This is a genomic window from Stenotrophomonas sp. HMSC10F07, from assembly GCF_001807895.1.
Taxonomy (GTDB): domain Bacteria; phylum Pseudomonadota; class Gammaproteobacteria; order Xanthomonadales; family Xanthomonadaceae; genus Stenotrophomonas; species Stenotrophomonas sepilia.
In genome coordinates, this window is record NZ_KV791393.1 from 30,647 (window position 1) to 42,827 (window position 12,181).

The window sequence follows — 12,181 nt, forward strand, 5'->3', positions numbered from 1 at the left end:
GCATTCCGTGGGATGGCGGGGTGGGTCCGGTTGCAGGGGACGCCGTAAACCCTTCCATGGGGGCTTGGCCGCGGCATCCATGCCGCGGACACCCCTGCAACCAGACCCACCCCGCCTTCGACAGTTTCCCGCGATCTGCCGGAACGGCATGAACTGCTCTTGGTGGGGGTCGACCTTGGTCGACACGTTTGGGTCGGCACGGGGGTCGGATCCCGTTGCTGCGCAACGGGCTCTGACCCCAGGGGCAGATGATCATGTCTGTTCGATTCATTGATTCCTGATGCGTGACTGGCCCCACGGAGCCTGCCTCGGCGTCAGCCGTGGCGGCGGTCATCGCAATGACATGTGCCCTCGGTACGGTTTGAGCCCGCTTGCGGGTCGCGCGCGGGCCGGGGTTCCGGTTGTGGTGCGCGACCGTTGCAGCTGCTGTCGCTGCCGAGGGTCATGTGTTCTACGTCAGGGGGCTGAATGGACACCATGCGGTCAGAACTTGGAAGGTGGCCATCGCCGCATGGCTGCTGCTGTCCTTTGCCGCTGCCGCACAGGACGCGGTTCATGCCTACGACATCCCTGCGCAGCCGCTGGAACAGGCGGTCGAGCGCTTCAGTGTCATCAGTGGGTGGTCGGTGATGTATCCCGGCGACCTTGCTTCGGGCCGCAGCAGCCATGCGCTGCGCGGGAGCCTGGCGCCGCTTGCGGCGCTGGAGTCGCTGCTGCAGGACACCGGGATCGAGGCAGAGGTGATCGGCGAGCAGCGTGTGGTGCTGCGCCGGGGCAAACCCTCGGCCGCGGAACCCGGTGTTGGCGCGGGGCTTCCCGAGGCCGAACGTCGGCGTCGCTACGGCGGGTTGCAGCAGCGGCTGCGTGCGGCGTTCTGTGACGACCCGGAGATTGCGCCCGGCCGCTATGCCGCAACGCTGCGCTTCCGCATCGACGGCGCGGGCCAGGTAAGCGAGCCGGAGCTGCTGTCCGGCAGTGGCAGTGATCGCCGCGACGCACGCCTGCTGCAGGCGCTGCAAGGCCTGGTGCTGGCGACCGAGGCCGCCGCGCTGCCACAGCCGGTGACGCTGCAGATCCGTCCTTCCGGCACCGACCACGACTGCGGCCGGCGCGCGCCCCTTCCATGACTTCAAGGATTCGAACATGAGCAACGGTACGGCTGGGGCGGTTGATCTGATGGACCACCTCCTGGGTGCCTACGACGAGCTGAAACGCCGGTTGGTGCGCAAGCTCGGATCGGAAGAGCTGGCCGGCGACGCGCTGCAGGACACGTGGATGCGCCTGAGTGCGCGCCGTGACCGCCTGGACGCGGTGCAGAACCCTGCGGCCTACCTGCTGCGGATGGCGATGAACACCGTGATCGACCGCCAACGGGCAGACCACCGCCTGCTGAGCCTGGAGGAGGTGGATACGCTGATGGACATGGCCGACCCGGGGCCGGGGCCGGCGCAGGCGGCCGAGCTGGACTTCGCGCTGGAAGACATGGTCGGCCTGCTGCAGCGCATGCCCGAGCGCCGTCGTCGCATCCTGCTGGCAATCCGCGTCGATGGCCTGCAGCAGCGCGACGTGGCCGACCACCTCGGTGTGTCGCTGCGGTTGGTGCAGCGGGAGCTGAAGGCAGCCCAGGACTACCTGGCCGAACGCAGCGGGCAGGGGCGCCAGGTGCGGTTCTGAGCGACGGCATCCGTCTACACTTTGACGCCGAGCAGAACCCCGCAGCGTGCGGGTCCGGCATGAGACCCATGGATTCTGACGACCGCCCGCAACGCCCGCTGGATGCCGTTGAGCATCAGGCCCATGCGTGGGTGGTGCGGCTGACCTCGGGCGAGGCGACCGCTGCCGATGGGCGCCGGTTCCGTGCATGGTGCGAGTCCGACCCGCGTCATCGTGAAGCGTTTGGCCGTGCGCGCCGGCAGTGGGAGCAGGTGCGGCTGGCCGGCGAGCGACTGCCCGCCGCCGCGCGCCAACCGGTCGCGCCGACACCGGCCCAGCGCTGGAGCCGGCGCGCCTTCCTGGGCGCTGCGGTGGCAGCGCCAGCCAGTCTGGTGGTGGCGGCGGCGCTCCGCCCGCCGCTGGGATTGTGGCCCTCGGTGACGGCGATGGCGGCCGATTTCCACACCGGCACAGGTGAACGACTACAGATCGCGCCCTTGCCGCAGCTCAAGATCGAACTGGATACGCAGAGCAGCCTGCGCCGCCGCGCGCACGCGCAGGGCGAAGGCTTCGAGCTGGTGCAGGGCCAGGCCGCGATCGAAACCGGCGCTGGCCTGCGCCTGGCGCTGTTCGCGGGCCCGGGTTGCGTGATTACCGATGAAGGTGCGGTGCGCCTGGACGTGCGCAACACCCACGGCCAGGTACGGGTGACCTGCCTGCAGGGTAGCGCCCGTATCGAGCACCCGCAGGGCCGCCTGCAGCTGCAGGCCGGCCAGCAGACCCGGTTCGACGAGCGCCTCAGTGGCGTCGTGGCCGAGGCCGTAGCTTCGGAAGTGAGTGCCTGGACCGAAGGCATGCTTGTGTTCCGCCGCGCACCGCTGGGCGAGGTGGTGGACGAGATCAACCGTTACCGGCGGGGCAAGGTACTGCTGGGTGAATCGGCATTGGCGCGCGCGCCGGTCAGTGGCCGCTTCCGCATCGATGATCCGGACGCGGCACTGGAGCAGCTGCGCCTGACGATGTCGCTGGATCTGCGTCGCTTTCCGGGTGGCATCGCCGTCCTTGGATAGATGAAGGCGCTGGCCGTGCGCGCCGCGCAGGTCTGTTGCAAGCGAGGAGAAGCCAAGGATGCGCAACGAGACCATCGGTGTGCTCGATCTGCGTCGCAATCTGTCTGCATTGCTGGAAACCACCCAGCGAAGGCCCTTGATGGTGCATCGCTATGGTTCGCCCTGGGTGTGCGTGGTGTCCGACGCGCAGTGGCAGCAGCAGGCGGTGCTGCTGGACTTCAATCCGCAGTCACACCCATTGGCGATGCTGCTGCGGCTGCAGCAGCAGGAGATGCCTTTGGTCGAATCCGGGGCGCTGCCGCCTGCGGCGCTCGCACGCGCACTGCTGTTGGCGGACATCCATGGCATCGACGATCTCACGCAGCTGCATGAGCAGGTGCTGCATCATCGGCTCTGGCACTGGTTCGTGGCGGGCGCCCATGGGGTGATGGACGGGTGGCAGCTGCCCGCACTGCGCGTCGCGCTGGCGTCATGGTGCGATGACGTGGACATGACCGAGGCACTGGTCGCATTCGCTGCCCGCAGCGACGTGGCGGTACTGGCCCGCCGTTGTGGGGGTGACGCACCGCGGCTGCAGCGCGAAGCCTGCAGGCGGATGACGCTGCGATGACGTTGCCGATGAAGCGCCACCCCGTGCACAGAGTTGCATTCGCGGTGTCGCTTCACCTGCCTTGCTGACGTCTTCTCCAGAGTACGACGCACCACGCGTCGCGGAGCACGGGCGGCGCAGATGGAAGACAGTCGCAGGATCAGCATGCTGGAGCTGGATCGCCACCTGAGCCAGTCACTGGAACAGGCACGGCACACGCCACTGAACGTGCAGCGCTACGGGCGCTCGTGGGTCTGGGTGCTGTCCAGTGACGCCTGGGCGGATGCGGCACGCTGGGCGGCACTGGACAGCAGTGCGCATCCACTGGCGGCACTTCGAAAGGCCCTCGACCTGCGGCTGTGGCCCTGGCCCGACGCGGCCATGAGCGCGCTGCCGCTTGGCGCAGCCGATGCGCGGCTGCTGCAACGTGCGGCGCTGCTGGTGGTCGTGCGTGATCTCAACAGTGCACAGCGTGTGTACGACGACCTGCGCTACCACCAGGCCTACCGGATGTTCATTGGCCTCGACCACGGCACCGCGTGGTCGCCGACGCAGTGCGTGCGCCTGTTGCAGGCGTGCGTGCATCCGTTGCTGCGCGAGTGCATCGACGAAACACTGGCCAGCGTGCCGCCTCACCTGTTCGAGGCGGCACGCGCGCCGGCTGCACGAGCGGCCGCACAGGCAACCGCGCCGCGAATCGCAGGCGGATGTTTATCGTACTGACACATGCACCGCTGACCATGGTGCAGCGGTCTCTTCCAGGATGACGAGGGCGGAACAATGGCAAGGCAGGCAGGTGGTCGCAGGGCTCGGCAGCAGGGCTTCAGCCTGATCGAGATCATGGTGGTGGTGGTGATCATCGGCATCCTTGCCGCGCTGATCGTGCCGCGGTTGATGGACCGTCCGGACCAGGCGCGTGTGGTGGCGGCGCGCCAGGACATCGCGGCGCTGATGCAGGCGCTGAAGTTGTTCAAGCTGGACAATGGGCGCTATCCCAGCGCCGAACAGGGCCTGCAGGCGCTGGTGAAGCCGCCGCAGGGCAGCGGTGCGTTGCCAGTGACGCCGTATCTGGATCGCCTGCCGAATGATCCGTGGGGCCATCCGTACCAGTACCAGGTTCCAGGCACTCATGGCGACATCGATGTGTTCTCGCTGGGTGCGGACAGCAAGCCCGGTGGCGACGCCGGGAACGCAGACATCGGCTCCTGGCAGCTGTGAGGCGTGCTGATGGCAGCCCGGACGCATTCGATTTCATGCATCCACCAGCGTGGCGTGGCGGTGATCGTCGCCTTGCTGGTGGTGGCATTGGTGGCCGTGATTGCCACTGCGCTGCTGACCCGGCAGTCGGCGCAGCTGCGCGCGCTGCGCGGCGACCAGTTGCGCGCACAAGTACGCATGGCGGTGGATGCGACGCTGGAGCGTGCGGCGCAGCAGCTGCGTGAGGATGTCAAGCAACAGCTGACCACGGTGCGCAGCGGGCGCTGGGCGCGCCCGTTGGAACTGCAGGCGCCATTGCCGGTGCAGCTGCAACTGGTCGATGCGCAGTCGATGTTCAACCTGCGCAACCTGCTGGCACAGGGCAGGCCGGACCCCGAGGCGCGGGGCGCGTTCGTCGCGTTGTGCGCCGGGCAGGGGCTGGGCCAGGGCACCTGCGCATCCGCGGTGGACCACATCCAGGCGCGCCTGCGCGACGGCGATGTGCAGGCGCAGGCACCGCTGCCGCGCGAATCACTGATCGAACAGGCGCTGGTCGGCGCTGACCCGGTGGCGTTGCAGGCGTTGGTGCGGCGCACAGTGGTGTTGCCGGCGCAGACCCTGGTCAACGCCAACACCTGCGACCTGAGCGTCCTGCAGGCGGTGGCGCCTGCGGTGGAACCGGCAAGGCTGCAGGCGCTGCTCGCTGAGCGCGACGCCGGCCACTGGCTGCTCAACCGCGGTGACATCGCCAACCGACTCCAACTGAGCAACGAACAGATGGCCGTGCTTCCGCTGGGTATCCATAGCGAGTGGTTCCTGGCCGTGGGCCGGGTGCAGGCTGACGGCAGCGCGGTTGATTTTCGCGCGCTGCTCTGGCGCGAGTACCGCGACGACGGGGTACGTGTACAACGGGTGTGGACGAGGATCGGCGCATGACGGTGCAGCTTCGGGTGCGCCTGCCGCCGTTGGCGCACCTGCGCGCCGACAGCGCGGTGGACTGGGCGCAGCTGCACAAGGACGAGGTAGTGGCACACGGCCGCGACACGCTGGCCGCGCTGGGTCTGCGGCATCCGCGGGCCACAGTGCATGCCTGCCTTGACCCGAACGACCTGATCCTGCTGGAACTGCAGCTGCCGCCGCTGTCCGGGCGCCGCCTGCAGGCGGCGTTGCAGGGTGAGGTTGAGGCCATGCTGTTGGATGACCTGCAGGACGTGGCGCTGGCCCACGGTCCGCAGGCGGCAGACGGTACGGTTCCGGTGGCCTGGCTCGGCCAGCAGGCCATCGCGCAGGTGCAGCAGCTGCTGGCCTCGTGTGCGCTGCAGCTGCAGGCGTTGTATCCGACGCCACTGCTGCTGCCTTGGCAGCGCGGCCACGCCACGCTGCAGGTCAGCGGCGAGCATCTGCTGGTGCGCAGCGGGCGCGATCGGGGACTTGTCCAATGGTATGGCGGACGTGACGCGTCCGCGGTGATGCAGGCGTTGGCCACCCGCCTGCAACAGGCTGGGGTGCGGGCCGTGCAATGGATCGACAGCGTACCGCCGGCGTGGCCGGACAGCCTGCCGGCCAGCGCCGTTGCGCATGAACAGCAGGCCTGTGGTCCGTTGCCGGGTTGGTCATTGCCGCTGCCCGGCGCAGGCCGTCAAGCGCCGCGACTGGCGATCGGCCTGGCACTGGCGGCGGTGCTGCTGGCTGCACTTGGCCTGCAGTGGCAGGTCACGCGTTGGCGGATCGAGGGTGAGGCGCTGCAGCAGGGCATGGCACGGCAGTTCAGCGCACGCTTTCCGGAGGTCACCGATGTGGTGGACCCGGTGTTGCAGGCAAGGCGAGCGCTTGCGGTTCCACCGCCGACGCCGCCGTTGCCGGCGCTGCAACGTCAGATCGCCCGCACGCTGCACGCGGTTCCGGAGCTGGCGGGTCAGGTGCACAGCCTGCACTACCAACCCGGGCAGGTGCACCTGGAGCTGGACGCCGATGCCCAGGCATTGGCCGACGATCCACAGCGGCTTGAGCGCTGGCAGCAAGCGATGCAGGCGCAGGGGCTGCAGCTGGCGCGCGATACCGGTGGACGCCTGCGGGTGAGCGGAGCGGGACAGTGACGACCCGAACCCTGCGGCTGGGCCAGGGGCTGGTGGGCCTGCAGCAGCGCTGGCAACGCCTGCCACCGCGCGACCGGCTGATGCTGTGGGTGATGGGGGTGGCGCTGCTGGTGGCGGGCCTGTGGTCGTTATGGCTGGAGCCCCTGCTGAAGCAGCGCACGCACTGGCAGGCCGAACTGCCACGGCTGCAGGCGCAGTCCCGCGCACTGGCGCCGCTGCTGCGCGCGCGTGAGCGCCAGCAGTTGGCGCAGGGCCAGCATCCGACCCTGGCCGGGCTGCGTGACCAGATCAAGGCTGCCGGTCTGGCCGACGGCCTGCATATCCAAGCGCGCGACGGGCGCTGGCACCTGCAGGTACGGGCCGTACCCGCCGATGCGCTATGGAACTGGCTGCTGCCGCTGCTGGCCGACCCGGCCATCGAGTTGCAGCAGCTGCAATTGACACGCACAGGGGATGCGAACATGCCGGCGGCACGGATTTCAGGACACATCGTGATGGTGGCAACTGCGGGTGCCCATCCATGAGGGCGATGCGCAGCCTTGCCTGCAGTGCTGCATTGGCACTGATCGTGTGCATGGGCCACGCGCCGGCACCCGTGCTGGCGCAGGACACCCGCGATGAGCCGGTGCAGTTGAACCTGGTCGACACCGACATCGGCGGCGTGCTGCGCATGGCGGCGCGCTTCACCGGGCGCCAGTTCCTGGTCGACCCACGCGTGACCGGCAAGATGACGGTGGTTTCCGATGGCCCGGTCAGCCGTACCCAGGCCTACCAGTTGCTGCTGGGCGCATTGCGCATGCGTGGCTTCGCCGTGGTCGAGAACGGCGGCGTCAGCCGGGTGGTGCCGCAGGCCGATGCCAAGTTGCTCGGTGGACGGGTGGGCAGCGGTGGTGCAGGGGGCGAGATCGCCACGCGCACCTTTGCGCTGCGCTATGAGAATGCGGCGGCGCTGGTGGCTGTGCTGCGGCCGATGATCAGCCCGGACAACCCGATCAGCGCCAATCCAGGCAACAACACCCTGGTGATCACCGACTACGCCGACAACCTGGATCGCATCGCGCGGGTGATCGCCAGCGTCGACACGCCCGCCGGCATGGACACCGATGTGGTGAAGCTGCAGCAGGGCATTGCGGTGGACGTGGCGGCAATGGTCTCACCGCTGCTGGATGCGCAGGGTGCCGAGCCGGGCCAGAAGGTGGTGGTGATGGCCGACCCGCGCAGCAACAGCGTGCTGCTGCGTTCCAGCAGCCCGGGCCGCACCCGCCTGGCGCGGCAGCTGGTGGAAAAGCTGGACCGTGCCCAGGACGAGTCCGGCAACCTGCATGTGGTCTACCTGCGCAACGCCCAGGCCAACCAGCTGGCCGGTGTGCTGCGTGGCGTGGTAGCCGGACAGAGCGATGCACCGGCGATGGGCAGCAACCAAGGAATCACCCCGCTGCCGGGTGACGCCAACCGTCCCACGCCCACCCAGACGTCGCAGCCGCAGCAGGCCAAGCCCGGGGGCAATGCGCTGGAATCGCAGCGGCTGGACCCGAGCCGGGGCGACCCGATCGATGCAGGAAGCACCGGCTTCAGCCAGAACGGCATTTCGGTACAGGCGGACGTGGCCACCAACACCCTGCTGATTTCGGCGCCGGAGCCGGTGTACCGCAACCTTCGGCGGGTGATCGACCAGCTCGACCAGCGCCGCGCGCAGGTGCTGGTGGAAAGCCTGATCGTGGAGGTCAACCAGACCGACGCGGCCGAGCTGGGCGTGCAGTGGATGCTGGGCAATGGCCGTACGTTTGGCGGCACCCATTTCGGGGGCGCTACCGGCGGTAGCGGGCTCAATACCGGTGCGCGTACCACGCTGGACGTGCTGCCCAAGGATGGCCTGAAGATCGGCGTGATCGACGGCACCATCAACCTGCCCGGTGTCGGCCAGATTCTCAACATGAAGGCGCTGGCCACTGCGCTGCAGAGCAAGGGCGGCGCCAACATCCTGTCGACGCCGAACCTGATGACGCTGGACAACGAGGCAGCCAGCATCATGGTCGGCCAGACCGTGCCGTTCGTCAGTGGCCGCTACGTGACCGACGGTGGCGGCGGCAGCAACAACCCCTTCCAGACCATCGTGCGCGAAGACGTGGGCCTGAAGCTGCGGGTGCGCCCACAGATTTCCGAGGGCGGTACGGTGAAGCTGGACATCTACCAGGAAGTCAGCAGCATCGACGCGCAGAGCGCGAACAGCACGGCCGGCATCATCACCAACAAGCGCGCACTCGATACCAGCGTGCTGCTGGACGATGGCCAGATCATGGTGCTCGGTGGCCTGCTGGAAGACAGCGTCAGCCACGGCCGTGATGCGGTGCCGGGGCTGGGGAAGATCCCGGTACTGGGTGCCTTGTTCCGCAGCGACACGCGCAAGCGCGCCAAGACCAACCTGATGGTGTTCCTGCGTCCGCACGTGGTACGCGACCCGGCCGCAGGACAGCGCCTGACCCGCGACCGCTACGACTACATGCGCAATGCGCAGGCCGGCGCGCAGCCCGTACAGAGCTGGGCCTTGCCCGCGCTGTCGGCGCCGCAGCTGCCACCGCAGGACCTGACGGTACTCGGCCAGGGCAATGCGCGCGATGGCCACGGCCAGCCGCTGCAGAACACCAGCCTGGCAGCGTTGTATCCGGCCGGTGACGGCGATGCGCAGCTGGTGCAGTTCGCACAGGGGCTGGAGCCGAGCCGTGCCAGCCAGGGCGTGGCGCAGGTGCGGGCGCTGGGCCTGCAGGCCTACGCGGAGGCGACGCCGGGCGAGAGTGGGCAACGCCTGCGCGTACGGCTGCCGCGTGATCCGGTGAAGTTGGACCCGGCATTGCAGCAGCTGCGCGGGCTGGGCTACACGCCGGAACTGGTGATCGGGCCGTGAGCGCCGTTGTGCCGCTGCCGTACGCGTGGGTGCGCAGCCACGGCGTGATGCTGACCGAAGCCGGTGGCGAGCCGATGCTGCTGGGAACGGACGATACCGCAGCGTGGGCCGTGGCCGAGCTGCGCCGGCGGCATGGCCCGCTTCCGTTCCAGGCATTGGATGCCGCGACCTGGCAGCAGCGGTTGGGTGAGCAGTACCGTGACGGCGGTGATGCCGCTGCCGTGGTCGGTGCCGCCGAAAGCGAAGTCGATCTGGACCGGCTGATGCAGGACATGCCGGAGGTCACCGACCTGCTGGATGCGCAGGACGATGCACCGGTGATCCGCATGATCAATGCGCTGCTGGCACAGGCCGCGCGCGATGGCGCCAGCGATCTGCATATCGAGCCATTCGAGACCCATTCAGTAGTGCGCTACCGGGTGGACGGCACCCTGCGCGACATGGTACAGCCACGGCGCGCATTGCACGCGGCGCTGGTGTCGCGCATCAAGATCATGGCCCACCTGGACATCGCCGAGAAGCGGTTGCCGCAGGACGGGCGCATCGCGATCCGCGTGGGCGGCCGGCCGCTGGACATCCGCGTTTCCACTGTACCGACCGGGCATGGCGAGCGTGCCGTGCTGCGATTGCTGGAAAAGGATGCCGGCCGCCTGCAGCTGCAGCGCCTGGGCATGGCCGATGACACCTTGGCCACGTTCACCGGATTGATCCGGCAGCCGCACGGCATCGTGCTGGTGACCGGGCCGACCGGCAGCGGCAAGACCACGTCGCTGTACGCCGCGCTGGGCCAGCTCGACAGCAGCACCAGCAATATCCTCACCGTGGAAGATCCGGTGGAGTACGACTTTGCCGGCATCGGCCAGATCCAGGTCAATGCGCGCATCGGCATGAGCTTCGGCACCGCGCTGCGCGCGATCCTGCGCCAGGATCCGGACACCATCATGATCGGCGAGATCCGTGACCTGGAGACCGCACAGATCGCGGTGCAGTCGTCGCTGACCGGGCACGGTGTGCTGGCTTCGCTGCACACCAACGATGCGGTCTCGGCGGTGACCCGCCTGGCCGACATGGGCGTGGAACCGTTCCTGCTGGCCTCGTCGCTGCGCGGTGTGCTGGCGCAGCGGCTGGTGCGGCGGCTGTGCATGCAGTGCCGGCGTGCCGAGCTGGATGGCGAAGGCCGAACCGTATGGCGCGCAGTGGGCTGCACGGCCTGTGCCAACAGTGGCTATCGCGGACGCACGGGCATCCATGAGCTGTTCGTGGTGGACGACCGGGTACGCGCACTGATCCATGAAGGGCGGGGTGAGCCTGCGCTACGCGAGGCGGCGCGGCGGGCCGGCATGCGGACCCTTCGGCAGGACGGCCAGCGCTGGGTCGACAGCGGGGTGACCACGCTGGAAGAGATCCTGCGCGTCACCGGCGACGACTGAGGCCTGCATGGCACTGTTCGACTACCAGGCTGCCAATGCGCAGGGCCGCATCGAGAAAGGTCAATTGGATGCCGACAGCCCGCGCGGCGCGCGTCAGCTGCTGCGCGGGCGTGGGCTGACGCCTGTGCAGGTCAGTGCGGCGCGCAGTGCCGGCAGTGGCTGGGGTGCTCGCCGGTTGTCAGCCAGTGAGCTGGCCTGGGCCACGCGCCAGCTGGCCAGCCTGCTGGCCGCCAGCCTGCCGTTGGAAGGTGCCTTGAGTGCGGTGATCGAGCAGGCCGAGCGCCCGCACGTGGCGCAGGCGCTTACTGCCGTGCGTGCGGATGTACGTGCTGGCCAGCGCCTGACCGTGGCACTGGCCGCGCGGCCACGCGATTTCCCGCCGATCTATCGGGCGCTGGTGGGTGCAGGTGAGGATTCCGGCGATCTGGCGCGGGTGATGGAGCGTCTGGCCGACTACATCGAGGAACGCAATGCGCTGCAGGCCAAGGTACTGACCGCCTTCATCTACCCGGCGGCGATCAGCCTGGTATCGGTGGCGATCGTGATCTTCCTGCTCAGCTACGTGGTGCCGCAGGTGGTGACCGCATTCGTGCAGGCGCGGCAGACGCTGCCGATGCTGACCCAGGTGATGCTGGCCGCCAGCGCGTTCGTGCGCAGCTGGGGCATGTGGGTGGGGCTCGGCATCGCTGCGCTGGTGGTGGCATGGCGGTTGGCGTTGCGCCGGCCGGAACTGCGCCTGCGCTGGGACGCGATGCTGCTGCGGCTGCCGATGGTCGGGCGCTTCGTGCTGGGCGTGAACAGTGCGCGTTTCGCCTCGACGCTGGCGATCCTGCTCGATGCCGGCGTGCCGCTTCTTCGTGCACTGGAGGCGGCGCGGCAGACCCTGGGCAACGCGTTGCTGGCGCGCTGTGCCGATGATGTGGCTGCACGCGTACGCGAAGGTGCGGCACTGGGTGCTGCGTTGAAGGCGCAGAAGGTCTATCCGCCGATCCTGGTGCACCTGGTGGCCAGCGGCGAGAAGACTGGTTCGCTGGCGCCACTGCTGGACCGCGCCGCACAGACGATCTCGCGCGACATCGAGCGTCGCGCGATGGCACTGACCGCGCTTCTGGAACCGACCATGATCCTGGTGATGGGCGGCGTGGTGCTGACGATCGTGCTGGCCGTGCTGATGCCGATCATGGAAATGAATCAGCTGGTGCAGTAGATCCACGCCATGCGTGGATGGATCAACCGACGCGCGC

Annotated in this window: 12 protein-coding genes; all 12 read left to right on the forward strand. The window is 68.6% G+C overall.

Annotated elements, in window-relative coordinates:
* Positions 1 to 446: 446 nt before the first annotated feature.
* Complete coding sequence (locus HMPREF3114_RS11340; RefSeq protein WP_053501284.1) at positions 447 to 1,127, forward strand: TonB C-terminal domain-containing protein; 681 nt, start codon at positions 447 to 449, stop codon at positions 1,125 to 1,127.
* A 16-nt stretch (positions 1,128 to 1,143) separates the two neighbouring features.
* Positions 1,144 to 1,674 carry an RNA polymerase sigma factor gene (locus HMPREF3114_RS11345; protein WP_005416809.1) on the forward strand — a complete coding sequence of 177 codons (531 nt, stop codon included), beginning with the start codon at positions 1,144 to 1,146 and terminating at the stop codon, positions 1,672 to 1,674.
* 68 nt (positions 1,675 to 1,742) lie between these two features.
* A complete protein-coding gene (locus HMPREF3114_RS11350; protein WP_070489805.1) occupies positions 1,743 to 2,723 on the forward strand; it encodes a FecR family protein in 981 nt (326 codons plus the stop codon).
* Positions 2,724 to 2,781: 58 nt separating this feature from the next.
* The gene (locus HMPREF3114_RS11355; RefSeq protein ID WP_053499848.1) at positions 2,782 to 3,333 is read left to right on the forward strand and encodes a hypothetical protein; all 552 of its coding nucleotides are present in this window, start codon (positions 2,782 to 2,784) and stop codon (positions 3,331 to 3,333) included.
* 144 nt (positions 3,334 to 3,477) lie between these two features.
* On the forward strand, positions 3,478 to 4,035 hold the full coding sequence (locus HMPREF3114_RS11360; protein WP_229766051.1) for a hypothetical protein: 558 nt from the start codon (positions 3,478 to 3,480) through the stop codon (positions 4,033 to 4,035).
* Between the two features lie 57 nt (positions 4,036 to 4,092).
* Positions 4,093 to 4,530, forward strand: coding sequence for a type II secretion system major pseudopilin GspG (gene gspG, locus HMPREF3114_RS11365; protein ID WP_005416799.1), 438 nt, complete (start codon positions 4,093 to 4,095; stop codon positions 4,528 to 4,530).
* Positions 4,531 to 4,539: 9 nt separating this feature from the next.
* On the forward strand, positions 4,540 to 5,445 hold the full coding sequence (gspK, locus tag HMPREF3114_RS11370) for a type II secretion system minor pseudopilin GspK (RefSeq protein ID WP_053499850.1): 906 nt from the start codon (positions 4,540 to 4,542) through the stop codon (positions 5,443 to 5,445).
* Positions 5,442 to 6,605, forward strand: coding sequence for a type II secretion system protein GspL (gene gspL / locus HMPREF3114_RS11375; protein ID WP_053499844.1), 1,164 nt, complete (start codon positions 5,442 to 5,444; stop codon positions 6,603 to 6,605). Before gspK ends, gspL begins: the two co-directional genes overlap by 4 nt.
* A complete protein-coding gene (gene gspM / locus HMPREF3114_RS11380; RefSeq protein WP_053499842.1) occupies positions 6,602 to 7,129 on the forward strand; it encodes a type II secretion system protein GspM in 528 nt (175 codons plus the stop codon). Before gspL ends, gspM begins: the two co-directional genes overlap by 4 nt.
* On the forward strand, positions 7,126 to 9,507 hold the full coding sequence (gene gspD / locus HMPREF3114_RS11385) for a type II secretion system secretin GspD (protein ID WP_070489806.1): 2,382 nt from the start codon (positions 7,126 to 7,128) through the stop codon (positions 9,505 to 9,507). The genes gspM and gspD overlap by 4 nt, the downstream gene beginning before the upstream one ends.
* Positions 9,504 to 10,937, forward strand: a complete 1,434-nt coding sequence (gspE, locus tag HMPREF3114_RS11390) for a type II secretion system ATPase GspE (protein WP_070489808.1) — start codon at positions 9,504 to 9,506, stop codon at positions 10,935 to 10,937. Before gspD ends, gspE begins: the two co-directional genes overlap by 4 nt.
* 7 nt (positions 10,938 to 10,944) lie before the next feature.
* Entirely contained in the window at positions 10,945 to 12,144 is a 1,200-nt protein-coding gene (gene gspF / locus HMPREF3114_RS11395; RefSeq protein WP_070489811.1) for a type II secretion system inner membrane protein GspF, read from the forward strand.
* The last annotated feature ends 37 nt before the right edge of the window (positions 12,145 to 12,181 follow it).

What these genes read in the sequence shown, in the direction of transcription:
- HMPREF3114_RS11350 (WP_070489805.1), top strand. Translation starts at nt 1,743, where the DNA reads ATGGATTCTGACGACCGCCCGCAACGCCCGCTGGATGCCGTTGAGCAT.
- gspF (WP_070489811.1), top strand. Translation starts at nt 10,945, where the DNA reads ATGGCACTGTTCGACTACCAGGCTGCCAATGCGCAGGGCCGCATCGAG.
- gspK (WP_053499850.1), top strand. Translation starts at nt 4,540, where the DNA reads ATGGCAGCCCGGACGCATTCGATTTCATGCATCCACCAGCGTGGCGTG.
- gspG (WP_005416799.1), top strand. Translation starts at nt 4,093, where the DNA reads ATGGCAAGGCAGGCAGGTGGTCGCAGGGCTCGGCAGCAGGGCTTCAGC.
- gspL (WP_053499844.1), top strand. Translation starts at nt 5,442, where the DNA reads ATGACGGTGCAGCTTCGGGTGCGCCTGCCGCCGTTGGCGCACCTGCGC.
- gspD (WP_070489806.1), top strand. Translation starts at nt 7,126, where the DNA reads ATGAGGGCGATGCGCAGCCTTGCCTGCAGTGCTGCATTGGCACTGATC.
- HMPREF3114_RS11360 (WP_229766051.1), top strand. Translation starts at nt 3,478, where the DNA reads ATGCTGGAGCTGGATCGCCACCTGAGCCAGTCACTGGAACAGGCACGG.
- HMPREF3114_RS11355 (WP_053499848.1), top strand. Translation starts at nt 2,782, where the DNA reads ATGCGCAACGAGACCATCGGTGTGCTCGATCTGCGTCGCAATCTGTCT.
- HMPREF3114_RS11345 (WP_005416809.1), top strand. Translation starts at nt 1,144, where the DNA reads ATGAGCAACGGTACGGCTGGGGCGGTTGATCTGATGGACCACCTCCTG.